Below are 19,217 nucleotides of genomic sequence, written 5' to 3'. Positions count from 1 at the left end.
GCTCCACTCGTCATTGAGTGCAGCGACGCGGATAGGCTTACGCGTCCTCGACGCCCGCCTCGTGCGGCGTGAACTGGTACACCGACGAGCAGAATTCGCAGGTGACGACGACCTTGTCGTCCTTGACCATGGCGGCGCGGTCGTCGTGCGAGAAGCTCTTGAGCATCGCGGCGACCGCATCGCGCGAGCAGGAGCACCGCGCCTCGAGCACCTGCGGATTGAACACGCGCACGCCGCGCTCGTGGAAGAGGCGGTAGAGCAGCCGCTCGCCGGAGAGCTCGGGATCGATCAGCTCGACGTCCTCGACGGTCTCGATCAGCGAGCGCGCCTCGACCCAGGCATCGTCCTCGGCGACGCTGTGCACCTCGGTGCCGTTGGGCGCATCGCCGGGATGCAAGTCCGCCTGCCGCGCGCGCTCCGGCGCCTTCGGCAGAAATTGCATCAGCATGCCGCCGGCGCGCCAGCGATGCTTGCCGCCGTCGCTCGAGCGCCACTCCTCGCCGACCGCGAGGCGCACGCGCGTCGGGATCTGCTCGGAGCGCAGGAAATATTCATGGGCGGCGTCTTCCAGGCTGCCGCCGTCGAGCGCAACCAGGCCCTGGTAACGGCTCATGTCGGGGCCCTGGTCGATGGTCATGGCGAGATGGCCGCGGCCGAGCAGCGTGCCGGAATCCTTGGTCGTGCCCAGGCGCGAGGCGTCGAAGCGCGCATAGGCGCGCAGGCGGTCCGGGGCCTTGTAGTCGACCACCAGGAACGACACCGGACCGTCGGTCTGGGCCTGAAGAATGAAGCGGCCCTCGAATTTCAGCGTCGAGCCGAGCAGCGTAGTCAGCACGATGGCCTCGCCGAGCAGCTTGCCCACGGCTGCGGGATAATCGTGCTTGGTGAGAATGTCGTCGAGCGCGGGGCCAAGCCGCACCAGGCGCCCGCGCACGTCGAGCGCGTCGACCTCGTAAGGCAGCACGGCGTCATCGATCGGAACCGATGATGGCGCGCGAACCGGGCCTTCAGGCCCGGTTTTCATGTCAGGAGATTGGGAAACCATGGCGCTTTATCTGGGGTCGTTCGATGCAAATTGAAAGAGGCACGCCCGCATTCCGTCCTCCAGGAACGACGAGCTGCGTAGCCCGGATGGAGCGCAGCGCAATCCGGGGGGTCTTTCCACGCGTTGAGAACCCCGGATTTCGCTGCGCTTCATCCGGGCTACAAGAAGGTTACTTCACCGCGTCGAAGCACCAGGCCAAGATGCCCTTCTGCGCGTGCAGGCGGTTTTCGGCCTCGTCGAACACGACCGATTGCGGCCCGTCGATCACCTCATCGGTGACCTCCTCGCCGCGATGGGCCGGGAGGCAATGCATGAACAATGCGTCCGCCTTTGCCAGCGACATCAGCTTGGCATTGACCTGGTAGGGCTTGAGGACGTTGTGGCGGTGCTCGCCCTCCTTGTCGCCCATCGACACCCAGGTGTCGGTGACGACGCAATCGGCGCCGCGCACGGCGGCCTCGGGATCGGTGCCGAGCACGATCGGCGCGCCCGTCGCCTTGATCCAGTCGCGCATGGCCTTTTTCGGTGCGAGCTCCGGCGGCGTTGCGACATTGAGCTGGAATTTGAAGCGCTCGGCGGCATGGGCCCAGGACGCCAGCACGTTGTTGTCGTCGCCGGTCCAGGCCACCGTCTTGCCCTCGATCGGGCCGCGATGTTCCTCATAGGTCATGAGGTCGGCCATCACCTGGCAGGGATGCGAACGCCGCGTCAGGCCGTTGATGACGGGCACGGTGGCGTTGGCCGCGAGCTCCAGCAGCGCATCGTGGTTGAGGATGCGGATCATGATGGCGTCGACATAGCGCGACAGCACCCGCGCGGTGTCGGCGATGGTCTCGCCGCGGCCGAGCTGCATCTCGGCGCCGGTGAGCATGATCGCCTCGCCGCCGAGCTGGCGCATGCCGACGTCGAACGAGACGCGGGTGCGGGTCGAGGGACGCTCGAAGATCATCGCCAGCGTCTTGCCCTCGAGCGGCCTGACCGGCTGTTGCGCCTTCTGCTTCGCCTTCATGGCGGAAGAGGCGGCGAGCATGCTCTTGAGCTCCGACAGCGGCAGCTCGTTGATGTCCAGGAAGTGCTTGGGAGCTTTGTTGGGCGTCGTGCTCATCAGCTTGCCGCCCGCTTGGTCTGGCTGGAGGAGATCGCAGCGCAGGCCCGCTCTAACCGCCCGACGCTGTCCTCGATCTCCGCTTCGGTGACGATCAGGGGCGGCAGGAAGCGCACGACATTGTCGCCGGCCCCGACGGTGAGCAGCTTTTCGGCGCGCAGCGCCGCGACGAGATCGCCCGAAGGCACCACGGCCTTGATGCCGATCAGCAGGCCCTCGCCGCGAACCTCGCTGACGACATCAGGGTGACGATCGATCACGGAGGCGAGCTTCTGCTTGAGCAGCAGCGACATCTTCTGCACGTGGTCGAAGAAGCCGGGCTTGAGCATGACGTCGAGCACGGCGTTGGCAGCCGAGATCGCGAGCGGATTGCCGCCGAAGGTCGAGCCGTGCGAGCCGGGCCCCATGCCGGCGGCCGCATCCGCGGTCGCCAGCACCGCGCCGATCGGAAAGCCGCCGCCGAGCGCCTTGGCGAGCGACATCACGTCCGGTGTGACGCCGGTGCGCTTGTAGGCAAAGAGCTCGCCCGTGCGGCCCATGCCGGTCTGCACCTCGTCGAAGGCGAGCAACAGGCCGCGCTCGTTGCAGAGCTCGCGCAGCGCCCTCAGGAAGGCGTGAGGTGCAGAACGAACGCCACCCTCGCCCTGGATCGGCTCGATGAGAATGCCGGCGGTGTGCGGACCGATCGCTTTCTTCACAGCCTCCAGATCACCATGCGGCACCTGGTCGAAGCCATCCATCGGCGGGCCGAAGCCCTCGAGATATTTCGCAGAGCCGGTGGCGGCGAGCGTCGCCAGCGTGCGGCCATGGAAGGCACCCTCGAAGGTGATCATGCGGTAACGCTCCGGATGCCCCTTGGAGAAGTGATGGTGACGCACCAGCTTGATCACGCCTTCCAGCGCCTCGGCGCCGGAATTGCAGAAGAACACGAAGTCCGCAAAGCTCTCATTGCAGAGGCGGCTTGCGAGCTTCTCGCCATCAGGGCTCTGGAACAGGTTCGACATGTGCCAGAGCTTGGTCGCCTGCTCCTGCAATGCCTTTACCAGCGCGGGATGGACATGGCCGAGCGCATTCACCGCCACGCCCGAGGTGAAATCGAGATAGCGATCGCCGTTGGTCGCGATCAGCCAGCAGCCTTCGCCGCGCTCGAAACCGAGGTCGGCCCTGGCGAAAACGGGGAGCAAATGCGGCGCTGCGCTGTTAGTCATGACGTCACTTGAATGTTGCGGACGGTGTGAGGGCATGCATTGCGCGACGCACCATCGACCGGCCCCGGAAAACGAAACGTGCCGCCTTTTAAGGGCGGCACGTGGCACTATCTTATGCTTGGCAAGACGGGTGTCAATGCCGCCCGGAAAGCCTCGCGAAACGCTGATTCCGTAGTCTTGCGGTGCCGATTTTGCGGGTTTTTCACCACGGAACATGTGGAAGCGAGTCGGCGGACTCTTGCGCGGGAGTCACGCCATATTGTAGCGTTTGGACTGTCAGATACGACATCTCGTGCAGCAGTTCTGATCCCAGAAGTCCTCATGTACCGGCGTAAACGTTCGGGCGTCTTGAGCGCGCCCGGCGAGCCTTAAGGGATTCTGACGGCACGGGTTTTTCAAGGCTAAAGCATTCGCTGCGAAGGCCCCAGGATGGCAGGCGCGCAGCGAGGGAAAGGGTGCAATGACGGTTTTGACCTGGTCCGATGATCGCGTCGAGCAGCTGAAGAAGCTCTGGGAGGCCGGACTTTCGGCCAGCCAGATCGCGGCGGAGCTCGGCAATGTGACCCGCAATGCCGTGATCGGCAAGGTGCACCGGCTCGGCCTGTCCGGCCGCGCCAAGAGCCCTTCATCGGCAGCGCCGCGGCCGCGCAAGGCACGGCCCGCGCAGCACATGATGCGGGTGACCCGCCCCGTCGCGCGCGGCAACACCGCGCTGGCGCAGGCCTTCGAGGTCGAGTTGGAAGCCGAGCCGGTTACCTACGACAACGTGGTGCCGATGAGCCAGCGGCTGTCGCTGCTGGAATTGAACGAGGCGACCTGCCACTGGCCGGTCGGCGATCCCTCGAGCCCGGATTTCTTCTTCTGCGGCGGCAAGGCGCTCTCAGGCCTGCCCTATTGTGCCCAGCATTCGCGCGTGGCCTATCAGCCCGCAGCGGACCGCCGTCGCGCAGCACCGAAGCCGGGCACGCGGTGAGCTTGCGATTTCATTGATCGCCAGGACGGCAGCCGTCACACGATGACGGCTCCTATTATTCGATGTCATCCCCGCCTAGTGCGCGATTGCGCACGGGGGGCGGGGATCCCATAACCACAGAGCGCGGTGATTGCGCGAGATGGTTGCTCCGAGTCTTCGCCAAAGCACGTCCTATTGTTGATCGCGACGAGCGCGGGCGCTCGCGCTGAGATCCCGGGCTCGCGCTGCGCGCGCCCCGGGATGACGACTGAGATTGTTGCCGCGGTGCGCTAATCCGAGATCCAAAAAACTCAGGTCTGCTCAGCCTTCGCGAAGCGATCGTCCAGCGCGTAGCCGGCGCCGCGGACGGTGCGGATCGGGTCCTGCTCGCGGCCGAGATTGAGCAGCTTGCGCAGGCGGCCGATATGGACGTCGACGGTGCGCTCGTCGATGTAGATGTCGCGGCCCCAGACGCTGTCGAGCAGCTGCTCGCGCGAGAACACGCGGCCGGGATGCTCCAGGAAGAACTCCAGCAGGCGATATTCGGTCGGGCCGAGATCGATCGGCCGGCCCGAGCGCGCCACCCGGCGCTTGTCGCGGTCGAGCTCGATATCGCCATAGGCGAGCACGGTGGCGAGGCGCTCGGGGCTGGCACGCCGCAAGAGGCCCTTCACGCGCGCGAGCAGCTCCGGCACCGAGAACGGCTTGACGATGTAGTCATCCGCGCCGGTCGCAAGCCCGCGCACCCGCTCGCTCTCCTCGCCGCGCGCGGTGAGCATGATGATCGGCAGCTGCTTGGTCTCGGGACGGGTCCGAAGCCGCCGGCACAGCTCGATGCCCGACAGGCCCGGCAGCATCCAGTCGAGCACGATCAGATCGGGAATGTGCTCCTTGAGGCGGGTGTCGGCGTCATCGCCGCGCATCACCGTCTCGACGTCATAGCCGTCGCCTTCGAGGTTGTAGCGGAGAAGCTCGGTGAGAGCTTCCTCGTCCTCAACCACCATAATGCGTGCGCCCATGTGGTCGTCGCTCCTTAAGTCGTCAGGTGTTCGGCACCGTCGTGGCGAAGGTCGTCATGTCGCCCTTCGGCCGCTTGTCAGTGATCGCCTGGCCCTCGATCATGTAGAACACGGTCTCGGCGATGTTGGTGGCGTGGTCGCCGATCCGCTCGATGTTCTTGGCACAGAACATCAGGTGGATGCAGAACGAGATGTTGCGCGGATCCTCCATCATGTAGGTGAGGAGCTCGCGGAACAGCGAGGTGCAGATGGCGTCGACTTCCTCGTCGCCCTTCCACACCGCCATCGCCGCCGGCAGGTCGTGCGCGGCATAGGCGTCCAGCACCGACTTGACCTGCTGCTGCACGAGGTCGGTCATGTGCTCCAGGCCGCGGAACAGCTTGAGCGGATGGAAATCCGTCTCCAGCGCCGCGACGCGCTTGCCCATGTTCTTGGCGAGATCGCCGATGCGCTCGAGATCGGTCGCAACGCGCATGGCGCCGACGATCTCGCGCAGGTCGACGGCCATCGGCTGGCGGCGGGCGATGGTGAGCACGGCGCGCTCCTCGATGCGCTTCTGCAGCGCGTCGAGCTCGGCGTCGGTGGCGACCACGCGCTGGCCGAGCGCGACGTCGCGGCGGATCAGCGCGTCGACGGAATCGACGATCATGCGCTCGGCGATGCCGCCCATCTCGGCGACAAGGCGGGTGAGCTCCTGAAGATCGCTGTCGAAGGCCTTTACGGTATGTTCAGAACCCATGTTCCGTCTCCTCAGCCGAACCGGCCGGTGATGTAATCCTGCGTGCGCCGATCGCTCGGCGACGTGAAGATCTTGCTGGTGTCATCGAACTCGATCAACTCGCCGAGATACATGAAGGCGGTCTTGTCGGAGACGCGCGCCGCCTGCTGCATGTTGTGGGTCACGATCGCGATCGTGTAGTTCTCGGACAATTCCTGGATCAGCTCTTCGACCTTGGCGGTCGAGATCGGGTCGAGCGCCGAGCAAGGCTCGTCGAACAAGATCACCTCGGGCCGCACCGCGACGGTGCGGGCGATGCAGAGGCGCTGCTGCTGGCCGCCGGAGAGCGACAGGCCGGAGGCATTGAGCTTGTCCTTGACCTCGTTCCACAGCGCGCCGCCGCGCAGCGCCTTCTCGACGCGGCCGTCCATCTCGGACTTGGAGATCTTCTCGTAGAGACGAATGCCGAAGGCGATGTTCTCGTAGATCGTCATCGGGAACGGCGTCGGCTTCTGGAACACCATGCCGACCCGGGCACGGAGCAGGTTGAGGTCGAGCTTGGGGTCGAGGATGTTGGTATGGTCGAGCAACAGCTGACCGTCTGCGCGCTGGCCCGGATAGAGGTCGTACATCCGGTTGAAGATGCGCAGCAGGGTGGACTTGCCGCAGCCGGACGGGCCGATGAACGCCGTGACGCGGTTGGTGCCGAGCGCCAGGTTGATGTTCTTCAGCGCGTGGTGATCACCGTAGTAGAAGTTGAGGTTGCGCGCGGTGACCTTGGCGGGCGCCTCGGGCAACGGCTGCGAACCGGGATGAACGGTCGGTGCGCTGACGGAAACAGACATTTCACTCATTTTGCAGTCCTCTCGGCGCCAAGGATGCGCGCGCCAATGTTAAGGGCAAGCACGGTCAGGGTGATCAGCAGCGCGCCGCTCCAGGCGAGTTGCTTCCAATATTCGTAGGGGCTCTGCACGAAGTTGTTGATGGTGACAGGCAGGTTCGCCATCGTCTTGTCCAGGCCGAGGCTGAAGAACTGGTTCGACAGCGCCGTGAACAACAGCGGCGCGGTCTCGCCGGCGACCCGGGCGGTGGCGAGCAGCACGCCGGTGATGAGGCCGGCGCGCGCCGCACGGTACGCGATTCGCCTGATCACCAGCGAGCGCGGCAGGCCGAGCGCGCTGGCAGCTTCGCGCAACGGATTCGGCACCAGCAGCAGCATGTCCTCCGTGGTGCGCACGACGACCGGGATCACGATGACGGCAAGCGCCAGCGCGCCCGCAATCGCCGAGAAGCCGCGCATCGGCACCACCACCGCGCCATAGATGAAGAGGCCGATGATGATCGAGGGTGCCGACAAGAGAATGTCGTTGATGAAGCGGATCACCGAGGTCAGCTTGTCGTTGCGGCCGTACTCGGCGAGATAGGTGCCGGCGAACAGGCCGAGCGGCGCGCCGATGCCGACGCCGATCACGGTCATGATCAGCGAGCCGACGATGGCGTTGCGCAGGCCGCCCTCGTTCGATCCGGGCGGCGGCGTGTCAGCTGTGAAGACCTGGAGGTTGAGCCCGGCCAGGCCGTTGTAGAGCAGCGTGACCAAGATCAGCGCGAGCCAGGTGACGCCGAAGGCGGCGGCGGCGATGCAGAGGCCGCGGATGACGATGTCCCAGCGGCGGCGGCGTGAATAGATCGGGTTCATGGCTTCACTTCCCGGCCTTGGTTTCGAGGCGCAGCAGCATCAAACGGGCGGCCGCGAGCACGAAGAACGTCAGCACGAACAGCAGGAGGCCGAGCAGGATCAGGCCGGACTGGTGCAGGCCGTCGCTCTCGGCGAACTCGGATGCGATCGCCGCCGAGATGGTCGTGCCCGGCGCGAAGATCGACGAGGAGATCCGGAACGAGTTGCCGATGATGAAGGTCACCGCCATGGTCTCGCCGAGCGCCCGGCCCAGCGCCAGCATGACGCCGCCGATGATGCCGACGCGGGTGTAGGGGATCACCACGCTGCGGACGACCTCCCAGGTGGTGCAGCCGACGCCGTAGGCGGCTTCCTTCAGCACCGGCGGCACCGTCTTGAACACGTCGACCGAAATCGAGGTGATGAAGGGCAGCACCATGATGGCGAGGATCAGCGCGGCGTTGAACAGGCTGAGATAGGACGGGGGCCCTGCGAAGATCGCGCCCAGCACGGGGACGCCGTCGAACACCCTGATCATGAAGGGCTGGAAGGTGTTGGCCAGGAACGGGCCGAGCACGAAGAAGCCCCACATGCCGTAGATGATCGAGGGAATGCCGGCGAGCAGCTCGACCGCCATGCCGATCGGGCGGCGCAGCCATTGCGGGCAGAGCTCGGTGAGGAAGATCGCAATGCCGAGACCGACGGGAATGGCGATCAGCATCGCGATGAAGGAGGTGACAAGCGTGCCGTAGATCGGCCCGAGCGCGCCGAGCACCGGCGGATCGGCCGAGGGCGCCCAGCGCTGCGTCCACAGGAAGGAGATGCCGAACTCCTGGATCGCCGGGAAGGCGCCGACGATCAGCGAGATGATGATGCCGCCGAGGATCAGCAGCACCGAGATCGCGGACAACCGCGTGATCCAGTAGAAGGTGACGTCGCCGAGCTTGAACGCGCTCAAGGCCTTGGCGCGATCATATGGACCGGCAGCATCAATCACATTGCTCTCAACAGCCATCTCAGCCACGCCGATCCCCTATACCCGTTTTATGTACGCTTGTTGTTGGTGGCGCGCTCCGGATGCGGCAGGAGGCCGATCCGGAGCGGAGATCTTGCAGCGTTCCGGAACCGTGTCCGGGACGCATATGGCGCCTTAGCTCTTGATCTCGGCAGCCCAGGTCTTCTCGATCTGCTGGACGACGCTGTCCGGCATCGGAATGTAGTCGAGCTCCTCGGCCATCTTGCCGCCGTTCTTGAAGGCCCAGCGGAAGAACTTGATCGCTTCCTGCGCGGCCGCCTTGTCGGTGGCGGACTTGTGCATCAGGATGAAGGTCGCCGCCGTGATCGGCCAGGACTTCTCGCCGGGCTGCTCGGTCAGGATGACGTAATAGCCGGGAGCCTTGGACCAATCGGCGTTGGAAGCGGCCGCCTGGAAGGCCTCGACGGTCGGCTGCACCGGCTTGCCGGCCTTGTTGACGAGACCGGTGTGGGTGAGCTTGTTCTGCTTGGCATAGGCGTATTCGACATAGCCGATCGAGTTCTTGGTCTGGCTGATGTTGCCGGACACACCCTCGTTACCCTTGGCGCCGACGCCGACCGGCCACTCGACCGCGGTGCCCTCGCCGACCTTGCTCTTCCAGTCGGCGCTGGCCTTGGAGAGATAGTTGGTGAAGTTGAAGGTGGTGCCCGAGCCGTCCGAACGACGGACCACGGTGATGGCTTCTGACGGCAGCTTCGCGTTGGGATTGAGCTTCTTGATCGCGGCATCGTCCCACTTGGTGATCTTGCCGAGATAGATGTTGGCCAGGGTCTCGCCGTCGAACACCAGCTCGCCCGGCTTCACGCCCTCGAGGTTGACGACGGGGACGATGGCACCCATCACCATCGGCCACTGGACGAGGCCGTCCTTCTCGAGTTGCTCGGCCTTGAGCGGCGCGTCGGTGGCGCCGAAGGTCACAGTCTTGGCCTGGATCTGCTTGATGCCGCCGCCGGAGCCGATGGACTGATAGTTCAGACCGTTGCCGGTCTCCTTTTTGTAGGCGTCGGCCCACTTCGAATAGATCGGGAACGGGAACGTCGCGCCGGCACCGGTGATGTCGGCTGCAAAGGCTACCGTCGTCGATGCGGCGACCAAGCCGGCAGCGACCATGGTTTTGAGGAAATTCATGCTGGTCTCCATACAGGGGAGCGAAGCGCCATCCGCGCCCGATCGCGCTCCCCGCGCCGCCGCTTTAGGGGCGGTCGGCTGTGCTTTTACGAAGGTTTCGTGACAGTTGGATGACGACACCAAGCAATTGAAATTGCTTGCGTTTCCGATCAAGCCGGAGTCTTGGTCTGGGGAAAACAGGCGGTGAAGGTGGCGCCCTGCCTGGGCACGCTTTCGATCAAAAGGCGGCCGCGATGACGGTTAAGAATATGTTTCACCAGCGATAACCCGAGCCCGGTGCCGCCTTGCGAGCGGCTGTCGCCGACATCGACCCGGTAGAAGCGCTCGGTCAGCCGCGGCAGGTGCTCCGGCGCGATGCCCGGGCCGAAATCGCGGACCATGACCCGGATTTCCTGAGCTCCGTCAGCGGCGGCGCTCGAGGTCAGCGACACGATGACGCGCCCGCCGGAGGCGCCGTATTTGAGCGCGTTCTCGATCAGGTTCTCGAACAGGCGGAGCAGCTCCTCGCGGTCCCCCGCGATCATCACCGGTGGCTCCGGCAGGTGGATGTCCACCTCGACCTGACGCTCGCGCGCCAGCGGCTCGAGCCCGTCGGCGACCTGACGGATGATCGGGACGAGATCGACCAGGGTGTCGGGCCGGACATGGGCCGACAGCTCGACCCGCGACAGCGACAAGAGATCGTCGATCAGGCGCGCCATGCGCGTGGCCTGGTTGTGCATGATGCCGAGGAAGCGCTCGCGCGCCTTGGGATCGTCCTTGGCCTGGCCCTGGAGCGTATCGATGAAGCCCGACAGCGCCGCCAGCGGCGTGCGCAGCTCGTGGCTGGCATTGGCGACGAAGTCGGCGCGCATCTCCTCGACCCGGCGCAGCGGCGTCTGGTCGTGGAAGGTCATCAGCATGCATTTGTCGGCGCCGCCGAAGCTGGTCGGCACCGGTACCGGCGTGATGATCAGCTCCATCCAGCGATCAACCGGAACATGATCGAGATAGGTCGCGCGCCGCGGCTCGGTGGTCGCGATGGCCTCGCGCAGCGCGGTGATGATCTCCGGCGAGCGCAGCGCGAACTGGGCGAGCTCGTTCTTGCGCAGCGCCGGCGCGAGCTGGGCGGCGGCGGCGTTGAGGTGGATGACGCGGCCGGCCCGGTCGAGCAGCACCGCCGGATCCGGCATGCCGGCGACCACCGCGGCCACCGCCGCGCTCTCGACCGGGTTGATGCGTCTGACGTCGTCGCGGGAGGTGGCGGGATCGTGCAGCCGCCACGGGATCAAGGCAGCCGCCGCGATGCAGAGGAACACGATTGCAGCGTGCAGCGCCGACAATTCGCCGAGCGAGACCACGACGGACAGCGCCAGCGCCGCGGCGATCAGGATGATGGTCGAGTGCCGCAGCCGATCGGACCAGGGCTGGGCGGAGGGAGAAGAGGGGGCGTCGATCGCCATCGGGGCGGACTTCTCCTGGGGACTGTCCTTAAGGACCTGACACCGGTCAGGCGCCGCTGTCGCTGCGCTCTCTCACATAGGCGGCTTCAGGCGCCGGGCCGGGGTCCAGCTTGAGCGCCGCCTGTTGCAAGCGCTTCGATCGGGCGCCGATTATAACCTCTCGAAACGTCAGCAAGATTACAGATAAGACGAACGGAGACAGATAATAGAGGACGCGGAACAGGAGCATGCCGCCCAGCAGCTCCTCGCGGTCCATCTGCCAGAGGCCGACCAGCATGGCGGCATCGAACACCCCCAAGCCTCCGGGTGAATGGCTGGCGAAGCCGAGCAGGGTCGCCGAGACGAAGATCACCGCGACCATCACGAAGCCGAGATTGGGCTCGTCGGGGACCAGCACATACATCGCCAGCGCGCAGAAACCGAGATCGACGATGCCGATCGCGATCTGGAGCAGCGTCAGCGGGCCGCCCGGCAGCACCACGGTCCAGGGGCCGCGGCCGACCACCCGCGGCTGGCTCCAGACCCAGATTACGTAGCCGATCAGCGCCACGATGATCGTCAGCGCCAGTGTCCGGTTCAGCCAGACCGGCAGCTGATCGATCGAGGCTGCCGCCTCCGGATGGTAGGCGATGCCGAGGCCGAGCACGGCGGCATTGCCCAGCCAGAAGGTCAGGCCGGCGAGAAAGCAGATTTTTGCGACGTCGATCGCGTTGAGCCCATAGGCCGAATAGATGCGGTAGCGCACCGCCCCGCCGGTGAAGACGGAGGCGCCGACATTGTGGCCGATCGAATAGCTGGTGAAGGCCGCGAGCGCGTTGATGCGATAGGGCACATGGGCATGGCCGATCGCGCGCGTGGCGAAGAGGTCGTAGAAGGTCAGCGTGAAATAGCCCGCAGTGACGAATAGCGCCGCCATCGCAATCTGGCTCGGCTCGGTGCTCTTGATCGCTTCGAGGACCTCGTTGAAATCGATGCCGCGCAGCATGTGGTAGAGCACGTAGCAAGCGATGCCGATGACCGCGATGCTGATCACGACTCCAAGCTTATGCAGGACTTGCTTCTGGCGCAGAAACGTCATCGCCCTGCGTATGGCTTCCAGCATCTAGACCTCGAACAACGCTTCAGCGGCCAGGGTGGCCGGCGGACAGGCGGACGCGCAGGCATTCAACGAACCCTCGCCGCCGGCGCCGGAATCGCGCATGCCCCCTGCCCCTCCACTAGCGCGTTTTCGGCCGAAGTGGAATTCGCCAATTCGAACAAAAACACGTGCCTTCAATATTTTAGGCAGGGTTGCAACTCCCAGTGCAGGATTTGGCGCTTTCGTCGGCAAGGCTTGGCGCGAATCTCCAGGCGATCCTGCGCAGGGGCCATGAAGTTTTGATGATTTCGGCCGCACAATGTTCCGTCACGCCTTAAGCCGACGTCAATCTATGGAGCCGGCCTGCCTGTTGAAAGAGGGGTGACTGGAGCGGCCAGGTCCCGGTTTTCCAATGCGCCGAAAGGCCGCGGCGGAGGCACACCCCGTCCCGCGCGTGAGGGTGCATAGCAACATCACACAACGGCGGGCGGCACGGTGCGCGAGACCACCCGATCGCGCAGCCACGCTCCGATCGTGCAGCCGACGAGATAGCAGGCGAACATGATCAGGCCGAGGTCGAGCCAGTAGCCGAAGCGACCGGGGACCACATGGGCGAGAGAGACCGCGACCAGGACGGCGGCAAGCACTGCGAGCCACCGCGCAGTCACCTTCGAGGTGCCGTTGCCGCGCTGGACCACCGAGATCCAGCCCATGCAGAAGCCCAGCAGCAGCGAGCCGATCAGCCAGCCCAGATGGAACGAGACGAGATAGGGCATCGTCACCTCACCAGAAATTCGATGCGGCGATTCTGCGCCTTGCCTTCATCGGTGTCGTTGCCGGCGACGGGCTGCGTGCTGCCATGGCCGACCGCGGTGAAGCGGCTGGCAGGAAGGCCCGCCTTGACGAGATAGTCGATCACCGCCTGCGCGCGCTTTTCCGAAAGGGCCTGGTTGAAGGCATCCTCGCCATCGGCGTCGGTGTGTCCGACGACCTCGATATTGGTGGTGGGGCAGCGCAGCGCGGTCTCGATGAGGCGATCGAGAATGCCGGCCGAGTCGGGATCGATGTCCGCGCGCCTGTTCGCGAAGCGGATCTTGCCCTTGGTCAGAAGCTCCGAGAACAATTGCTGGCACACGGTGCCGTCGACCGGGCCTGCGGCGGGCTTCACCGTGATCTCCGGCTTGTACTGCCAGTTCTTCGGGAAGTCCTTGCCGAGGCCTGCGCGGATCTCGTTGGCGGCGCCCTCGTAGAGCGCATCGCCCGAGAGCTTCACCTCGCGGTCGGAGACGACCAGCGTGCCGGTCGACAACCGCGACAGCGCGCCCAGCGCGGCGATAACAGCCGTGCTGAAGGAGCCGGGGGCGCCGATGCTGGCCTTGAGATTGTCGACGACCTTTTCGGTGAAGAACTTTCGCGAGGCGCTGGTGCCGATCGCGGCGTGGACGTTGTTGTCCGGAACATAGCCGGTCAGCGTCACCGTCGCAGCCACCGGATCCTTGTAGGCCTGGAAGATGTAGGGCGGCGCCTTGATCTCGTTGGCCGCAATCGAAAAACCCTCGGGCAGGTTCTTCAGCGCAGCCGCGATCGCCTCACGGCCGCCGAGCTCGCGCGCCATGCCCGACAGATTGACCTTGGTGTCGGTGATCGTGATCTTGCCGTCCTTCAGCTTGCCGATCTGATCCAGCAGCAGCACCGCGGCGGCTTCGAACCGAGGCGGCGCCCCGCGCGCCAGCCCCATCTGGTCGGCGACCTCGACGCCGCCGACTTCCTTGCGGGCCGCCTCGGTCAGCCGGGCCCTCATCGATGGCAGCGGCGCGGAGCCCGACAGCGTCACCCGCACCACGTCGCGCTCGGCATTCCAGACGAAGGGCTTGGCCTCGGGAACGAGGCGGGTCCGGTCGTCGACCAGCCGCACGCCGGGCACGGTTTCGACCGCCATCACGGCGTCGCGGCGCCCCTCCTCGGAGAAGGCGTCCGCGGCCAGGCTGACGTCGCGGCCGTCGACCGCGATCCGGGTCTTGTCCAGAACGGTCTCCTTGAGCGCAGCCGAGCTGCGGGCCGACAGATCGGCCTCCACCGGTAAGGTATTATTCCAGGCCGCAAATCCCCACATGACGGCAAGGGGGATCAACCCCGGCCACCATTTGCTGGCCCACGAGAAAAGCTTCTGCATTCGACGACCCGACCTCTGGAAACGGAGACAAAACAAACCCTTGGCAGGCTGTCAAACCGGAAATGGCCCTGGTCCCAAGGCCCGGGTGGGACAATCGGAATAACTTTTTCTTCAAGAGTTCTTCCGTAAGTTGAGGCCGGAATGCCAAAGTCCCCACCCGGTCATGAAACAACTGCGTAACAACGTCATCCGCGCCGGGCTGGGAGCACTCTATCTCAGCGGGGCGCACCACCTGTTGCGCCCGATTTTGTCGGGCGTCGGCGCCATTTTCATGCTGCACCACGTGCGGCCGGCGCGCGAGGCCGCGTTCCAGCCGAACCGGCATCTCGAAGTCACCCCCGACTTCCTGCGCGCCACGCTGTGCCATTTGCGCACGCGCGACATCGACGTCGTCAGCATGGACGAGCTGCATGAGCGGCTGGTGCGGGGCCGGTTCGACCGCCGCTTCGCCGCCTTCACCCTCGACGACGGTTACCGCGACAATCTGGATTACGCGCTGCCGGTGCTGCGCGAATTTGACGCGCCGCTGGCAGTCTATGTCGCGAGCGATTTTGCCGACGGCACCGGACGATTGTGGTGGACGGCGCTGGAGGCCGTGATCGCCAAGGCCGAGCAGATCGACATTCAGATCGGCAATTCCGCGCTGCGGCTCGATGCGACCAATGTCGCGGCGAAGCAGGCGGCGTTCGACCGCCTGCACGACTGGCTTCGCGCGCTGCCGAGCGAGCAGGATCTTGCGCGCGAGATCGGCGCGCTGTGCAGGACTTACGGCGTCGACATGGAAGCGCTGTGCCGCGGCCTGTGCCTGTCCTGGGCCGAGCTCAAGACCTTTGCCGCCGATCCGCTGGTCACGATCGGCGCGCACAGCGTCAGCCATTGCAACCTCGCCAAGCAGACGGAAGACATCGCCGCGCAGGAGATGGCCGCAAGCCGCGCGCGGATCGAGCAGGTGTTGGAGCGCCCCGTGCTGCACCTCGCCTATCCCTATGGCGACCGTGACGCCGCGGGCGCGCGCGAATTCGCCCTTGCCGCATCCGCCGGTTTCAAGACCGCGGTGACGACGCGGCCCGGCATGCTGTTCGCGGAGAATGCCGACCACATGACCGCGCTGCCCCGCGTCTCGCTCAACGGCAATTATCAGGACGCGCGGATCCTGCCGGTGCTGACCTCTGGCGCCGCGACCGCGATGTGGAACGGCTTCCGCCGCATCGCGGCGGCGTAGGCCTCAATCTGCACTGGTCGAGGACAAGCGCGCCTTCCTTGACTCCTCTCCCTGCTCCGCCCACAACCGGCGGCAACAAAGGGAGGAACGCATGTTCAACGATCTGTTCTCGCTCAAAGGCCGCATCGCGCTGGTAACCGGCGGCTCGCGCGGCATCGGCAAGATGATCGCGGCGGGATTTCTCAGTGCCGGCGCGGCGAAGGTCTACATCACCGCGCGCAAGGCCGGACCGTGCGAGGAGACCGCCAAGGCGCTCAGCGCGCAATATGACGGCGAATGCATCGCGCTGCCGATCGACATGTCCACGGTCGCCGGCTGCGAGCTGCTCGCGAGCGAATTCAAGAAGCGCGAATCCAGGCTCGACATCCTCGTCAACAATGCGGGCGCGGCCTGGGGCGCGGAGTTCGACGAATTCCCCGAGAACGGCTGGGACAAGGTGATGAACCTCAACGTCAAGGCGCCGTTCTTCCTGACCAAGGCGCTGGCGCCGACGTTGCGCGCCTCGGCAAGCGCGGAACGGCCGGCGAAGGTGATCAACATCGCCTCGATCGACGGCATCTTCGTCAATCCCGGCGAGACCTATTCCTATGCCGCGAGCAAGGCCGGGTTGATCCACCTGACGCGGCGCATGGCGGTGAAGCTCATCCCGGACCACATCGTGGTCACCGCGATCGCGCCGGGCCCGTTCAAGTCGGACATGAACCGCGCCGCGCGCGACCACGCCGACGAGGTCGCAACGCGCGTCCCCATGGGCCGCATCGGCACCGACGAGGACATGGCGGGCGCTGCGATCTACCTCGCCTCGCGCGCCGGCGATTACGTGGTGGGAGCGACCATCGCGGTCGACGGCGGCATCGTCTATGCGAACCCCGGGATCAAGGGCAGCGGGTGGGACAGCGATTGATCCGGCGGTCTCCGGTCACACGCGATGGGGCTCGAAAGCAAAACGTCGAAAACAACCCCATGCACAGTAGGAGGCCCCTTGATCGACAAGGGGCTTTTCTTGCCGCGCGGAAACGACCCTTGCCGCCGCGATGATGTTGACACGTCGGGCAAAACACTGCCGAGCTGGGGCATGTAGTCAAAATCCATCAGGGGCGATGCAGGCACAGCGACGTCTGCTTTCCGCTCGAAAAGGTGCATTGGCGGTCCCAGATGTGCATGTCCGCCAAGGCCACAATCGAGAGCGTTGCAACACGCCAGGACCACCGCATTCCGGTAGTCGACAAGTGGGACGTCAGCGCTTATCGGGCCTGAGAATAAGAGTTTTCCCTTCTCTCGGGGCGTCATCCCCCGAAGTGAACACCAGATCGCCGTGTCGTTTGGCAGGGACGTAGTTTCCCTGCGGTATTGGCCTTCCACGTTGTTGCGGGATCATCATGCGCGGTATCGCTCGACGAGTTGGACGACCCGTTCGACGGCACGCGCGGCGGGCTGTCGGGCCTGCGAAAAATTGAGACGGACACTGTCGTCGGAGTGAGGGCTAAATTCCGTGCCAGGGGTCACCGTCACGGCGGCCTGATGTCGGAGTATGCGAACGAAATCCCTCATGGATACCGACAGCTTCGGCAGGCGTGGGAACAGGTAGCTGCCGCCTTGTGGTCGACGGACTCTGACACCCTCCACCGAATCGAACGATTCGATCAGATCATCCCGAATGATCTGATGCAGGCGTATACGCTCCTCCATCCATCCTGTCGGCTCGTCAAACCAGCTTTGCAGCACCGATTGGCTATAGCCCGCGGCCCGCAGCGAGACGATCGCCTGCAGCTTTTCCATGCGCGAGATGATCGCTGGAGATCCGAACGCCACCCCAAGACGATACCCACTCAGTGATTCCGTCTTGGAAGGTCCCATGATCGTGATGATCCGGTCAGGGTCGACGTCGCCGGCGCGCAGGTGCCAATAGTCCGCTCCATCGAATATCTGTCGTGCGTATAATTGATCGACGATCACGGTCACACCGTAACGTACGGCGAGCCGCTATATGCTCTCGACGTCCTCCCGACAGTAGATGACGCCAGTCGGATTGTTCGGGTTGGAGAAGACGAAGACCTTCGCTCCGGCTCTGAGGGCATCTTCGAGACCGGAGAGGTCGATTCCACTTGAAGTGGTCGTTCCGAGATAGTCCAGGCTGACGGGAACGATTTCGCCGCCGAAGAACTCGACAAGTTTTCGGTTTGCGAAGTAGTCCGGTCGGACGATCGCGACCTTATCGCCTGCTGACACCGTTGACGCGATGGCCAGAAAGAGTGCGCCCTGGGTTCCTGGCGTGACCATCAGACCCTCGGAGGCTGAAACCGGTGCACCGGTGAAACGCTCGAGCTTCGCCGCGAGCCCATGACGAATCTCGGCATCGCCCCTGTATTCTGTGTAGGCTCTCTTGCCGCCGACACGGACGCCTTGGACGAATGCTTCCAGGGTACCCGGTGCAGGCTCGAAGGCATCCACGTCACCATGGGAAAAGTCAACTGGCATACCGTCGAGAGTTCTCCCCTTCAGCAAATTTGCATGATGAGTCGAAGCCTGACGTACCTCCTGGCCTGGCGCATCGTCGGTAGCAAGTCTTCCGAATTTCTCTAGCAACGAAGTCATCATGTTTCCTTCCTCGGTGCTCCTTTGATGCACCGAGCCAATTGCCTGATCAGCGATGCGGTTTGTGACGCTCAGCTTGCCGAAGCTGATCTGGACCGTCCTTTGTGCAGCGCCACGAGTTCGGCAAGCGAATTGACGGTCAGATGCGGCTCGGCCTCCGTCGCCAAGGTGGCCCCGCTTCCGGCCCGGTCGTGGCGACGATTGACCCACACGGTGGTCAGCCCAAGTTCGCGCCCAGGAGCGACGTCGTGATGCTTGCTCTGCGCGACATGCAGGATTTCGTTTTTTGCCATGCCTTTCGCGGCCAGCGCCTCGATGGCGCGTGTGAAGTGCGGCAGTGCAGGCTTGTACGAGCCGACATCCTCCGCCGTCACCGTTAATTCGAAGGGCACTTCGAGGTGGCGCAGCGTTCCCGTAAGCGACGTGTTGTCAACATTTGACAGGATGACTAGCTTGTAGAAGCGCGACAGATACCGCAGGCTATCCACGGTGTCGGGGAAAGCTGGCCATTCCGGAACCGAAGCCGAGAAATTTGCGGCATGACCTCCGTCCGCGGTCCAGCCAAAGGTGCGCTCGATATCCTTCCATGTCCTGGCGAGCACTTCGGGGTAGAGCAATGCAGGTCTCGTCTGTTGATGCTTGGCCTGGTGAAGCGCGAAGGACGTGACGACGAGATCGGTCGGAATCGCCGGGTTGATGGCGTCGATCCATGGACGGACGACCCGGGCAATGCCGGTCTCCCAATCGATGAGCGTGCCATAACAGTCGAACGTAACAACCTTGAACTTGTCGAAATCGATCACTCGAGGCCTCCTGGTCTG

General features: G+C 64.6%; 17 protein-coding genes and 1 pseudogene. 3 read left to right on the top strand and 15 right to left on the bottom strand.

Going from position 1 to position 19,217, the window contains the following annotated elements; genetic code table 11:
* Positions 1–37: 37 nt before the first annotated feature.
* The 3 genes from ABIA45_RS30260 to ABIA45_RS30250 form a co-directional block, all read right to left on the bottom strand.
* Complete coding sequence (locus ABIA45_RS30260; protein ID WP_404654643.1) at positions 38–1,045, bottom strand: Hsp33 family molecular chaperone; 1,008 nt, start codon at positions 1,043–1,045, stop codon at positions 38–40.
* Between the two features lie 169 nt (positions 1,046–1,214).
* Entirely contained in the window at positions 1,215–2,150 is a 936-nt protein-coding gene (gene argF / locus ABIA45_RS30255) for an ornithine carbamoyltransferase (protein ID WP_036042744.1), read from the bottom strand.
* On the bottom strand, positions 2,150–3,358 hold the full coding sequence (locus ABIA45_RS30250) for an aspartate aminotransferase family protein (protein ID WP_404545403.1): 1,209 nt from the start codon (positions 3,356–3,358) through the stop codon (positions 2,150–2,152). Before ABIA45_RS30250 ends, argF begins: the two co-directional genes overlap by 1 nt.
* Positions 3,359–3,818: 460 nt before the next feature.
* Here ABIA45_RS30250 and ABIA45_RS30245 point away from each other — a divergent pair, with 460 nt between their 5' ends.
* Positions 3,819–4,331: a GcrA family cell cycle regulator gene (locus ABIA45_RS30245; protein WP_036001664.1), complete on the top strand. Its 513-nt coding sequence runs from the start codon at positions 3,819–3,821 to the stop codon at positions 4,329–4,331.
* Between the two features lie 290 nt (positions 4,332–4,621).
* Here the strand turns inward: ABIA45_RS30245 and phoB are convergent, their stop codons facing one another.
* The 10 genes from phoB to ABIA45_RS30195 form a co-directional block, all read right to left on the bottom strand.
* A complete protein-coding gene (gene phoB / locus ABIA45_RS30240) occupies positions 4,622–5,329 on the bottom strand; it encodes a phosphate regulon transcriptional regulator PhoB (RefSeq protein ID WP_008143479.1) in 708 nt (235 codons plus the stop codon).
* Between the two features lie 22 nt (positions 5,330–5,351).
* Positions 5,352–6,068, bottom strand: a complete 717-nt coding sequence (gene phoU / locus ABIA45_RS30235; protein ID WP_271546345.1) for a phosphate signaling complex protein PhoU — start codon at positions 6,066–6,068, stop codon at positions 5,352–5,354.
* An 11-nt stretch (positions 6,069–6,079) separates the two neighbouring features.
* A complete protein-coding gene (gene pstB, locus ABIA45_RS30230; protein ID WP_271546347.1) occupies positions 6,080–6,901 on the bottom strand; it encodes a phosphate ABC transporter ATP-binding protein PstB in 822 nt (273 codons plus the stop codon).
* Entirely contained in the window at positions 6,898–7,743 is an 846-nt protein-coding gene (gene pstA / locus ABIA45_RS30225; protein WP_157285717.1) for a phosphate ABC transporter permease PstA, read from the bottom strand. The genes pstB and pstA overlap by 4 nt, the downstream gene beginning before the upstream one ends.
* Positions 7,744–7,747: 4 nt before the next feature.
* Positions 7,748–8,737, bottom strand: a complete 990-nt coding sequence (gene pstC / locus ABIA45_RS30220) for a phosphate ABC transporter permease subunit PstC (RefSeq protein ID WP_036001678.1) — start codon at positions 8,735–8,737, stop codon at positions 7,748–7,750.
* Between the two features lie 135 nt (positions 8,738–8,872).
* On the bottom strand, positions 8,873–9,886 hold the full coding sequence (pstS, locus tag ABIA45_RS30215; protein WP_157285719.1) for a phosphate ABC transporter substrate-binding protein PstS: 1,014 nt from the start codon (positions 9,884–9,886) through the stop codon (positions 8,873–8,875).
* 149 nt (positions 9,887–10,035) lie between these two features.
* Positions 10,036–11,328 (bottom strand): ATP-binding protein, encoded by a 1,293-nt coding sequence (locus tag ABIA45_RS30210; RefSeq protein WP_404654642.1) that lies wholly within the window; start codon positions 11,326–11,328, stop codon positions 10,036–10,038.
* Positions 11,329–11,374: 46 nt separating this feature from the next.
* The gene (locus tag ABIA45_RS30205) at positions 11,375–12,430 is read right to left on the bottom strand and encodes a lysylphosphatidylglycerol synthase domain-containing protein (protein WP_157285722.1); all 1,056 of its coding nucleotides are present in this window, start codon (positions 12,428–12,430) and stop codon (positions 11,375–11,377) included.
* A 449-nt stretch (positions 12,431–12,879) separates the two neighbouring features.
* Entirely contained in the window at positions 12,880–13,182 is a 303-nt protein-coding gene (locus tag ABIA45_RS30200; RefSeq protein WP_404654641.1) for a hypothetical protein, read from the bottom strand.
* Positions 13,183–13,184: 2 nt separating this feature from the next.
* Positions 13,185–14,579, bottom strand: a complete 1,395-nt coding sequence (locus tag ABIA45_RS30195) for an OmpA family protein (protein WP_271546353.1) — start codon at positions 14,577–14,579, stop codon at positions 13,185–13,187.
* 163 nt (positions 14,580–14,742) lie between these two features.
* Between ABIA45_RS30195 and ABIA45_RS30190 the strand changes: the two genes are divergently transcribed.
* Together ABIA45_RS30190 and ABIA45_RS30185 are read left to right on the top strand one after the other, a co-directional pair.
* Positions 14,743–15,801 (top strand): polysaccharide deacetylase family protein, encoded by a 1,059-nt coding sequence (locus ABIA45_RS30190; RefSeq protein WP_404654640.1) that lies wholly within the window; start codon positions 14,743–14,745, stop codon positions 15,799–15,801.
* A gap of 91 nt (positions 15,802–15,892) precedes the next feature.
* Positions 15,893–16,705 (top strand): SDR family oxidoreductase, encoded by an 813-nt coding sequence (locus tag ABIA45_RS30185; RefSeq protein WP_404654639.1) that lies wholly within the window; start codon positions 15,893–15,895, stop codon positions 16,703–16,705.
* Between the two features lie 473 nt (positions 16,706–17,178).
* Here ABIA45_RS30185 and ABIA45_RS30180 read toward each other — a convergent pair.
* Positions 17,179–18,279, bottom strand: a pseudogene (locus tag ABIA45_RS30180) (pyridoxal phosphate-dependent aminotransferase).
* Between the two features lie 188 nt (positions 18,280–18,467).
* Positions 18,468–19,199, bottom strand: a complete 732-nt coding sequence (locus ABIA45_RS30175; protein ID WP_271546361.1) for an HAD-IA family hydrolase — start codon at positions 19,197–19,199, stop codon at positions 18,468–18,470.
* Positions 19,200–19,217: the final 18 nt, after the last annotated feature.

The sequence above is a fragment of the Bradyrhizobium sp. USDA 336 genome (assembly GCF_044908355.1).
GTDB lineage: Bacteria > Pseudomonadota > Alphaproteobacteria > Rhizobiales > Xanthobacteraceae > Bradyrhizobium > Bradyrhizobium yuanmingense.
This window is presented reverse-complemented; position numbering and strand designations above follow the sequence as displayed.

Bases quoted from the DNA above. Each gene is read 5' to 3' on its own strand.
- pstC (WP_036001678.1), bottom strand. From the start codon at position 8,737: ATGGCTGTTGAGAGCAATGTGATTGATGCTGCCGGTCCATATGATCGC.
- ABIA45_RS30195 (WP_271546353.1), bottom strand. From the start codon at position 14,579: ATGCAGAAGCTTTTCTCGTGGGCCAGCAAATGGTGGCCGGGGTTGATC.
- pstB (WP_271546347.1), bottom strand. From the start codon at position 6,901: ATGAGTGAAATGTCTGTTTCCGTCAGCGCACCGACCGTTCATCCCGGT.
- ABIA45_RS30190 (WP_404654640.1), top strand. From the start codon at position 14,743: ATGAAACAACTGCGTAACAACGTCATCCGCGCCGGGCTGGGAGCACTC.
- phoU (WP_271546345.1), bottom strand. From the start codon at position 6,068: ATGGGTTCTGAACATACCGTAAAGGCCTTCGACAGCGATCTTCAGGAG.
- ABIA45_RS30185 (WP_404654639.1), top strand. From the start codon at position 15,893: ATGTTCAACGATCTGTTCTCGCTCAAAGGCCGCATCGCGCTGGTAACC.
- ABIA45_RS30210 (WP_404654642.1), bottom strand. From the start codon at position 11,328: ATGGCGATCGACGCCCCCTCTTCTCCCTCCGCCCAGCCCTGGTCCGAT.
- ABIA45_RS30200 (WP_404654641.1), bottom strand. From the start codon at position 13,182: ATGCCCTATCTCGTCTCGTTCCATCTGGGCTGGCTGATCGGCTCGCTG.
- pstA (WP_157285717.1), bottom strand. From the start codon at position 7,743: ATGAACCCGATCTATTCACGCCGCCGCCGCTGGGACATCGTCATCCGC.
- phoB (WP_008143479.1), bottom strand. From the start codon at position 5,329: ATGGGCGCACGCATTATGGTGGTTGAGGACGAGGAAGCTCTCACCGAG.
- pstS (WP_157285719.1), bottom strand. From the start codon at position 9,886: ATGAATTTCCTCAAAACCATGGTCGCTGCCGGCTTGGTCGCCGCATCG.
- ABIA45_RS30205 (WP_157285722.1), bottom strand. From the start codon at position 12,430: ATGCTGGAAGCCATACGCAGGGCGATGACGTTTCTGCGCCAGAAGCAA.
- ABIA45_RS30260 (WP_404654643.1), bottom strand. From the start codon at position 1,045: ATGGTTTCCCAATCTCCTGACATGAAAACCGGGCCTGAAGGCCCGGTT.
- argF (WP_036042744.1), bottom strand. From the start codon at position 2,150: ATGAGCACGACGCCCAACAAAGCTCCCAAGCACTTCCTGGACATCAAC.
- ABIA45_RS30250 (WP_404545403.1), bottom strand. From the start codon at position 3,358: ATGACTAACAGCGCAGCGCCGCATTTGCTCCCCGTTTTCGCCAGGGCC.
- ABIA45_RS30245 (WP_036001664.1), top strand. From the start codon at position 3,819: ATGACGGTTTTGACCTGGTCCGATGATCGCGTCGAGCAGCTGAAGAAG.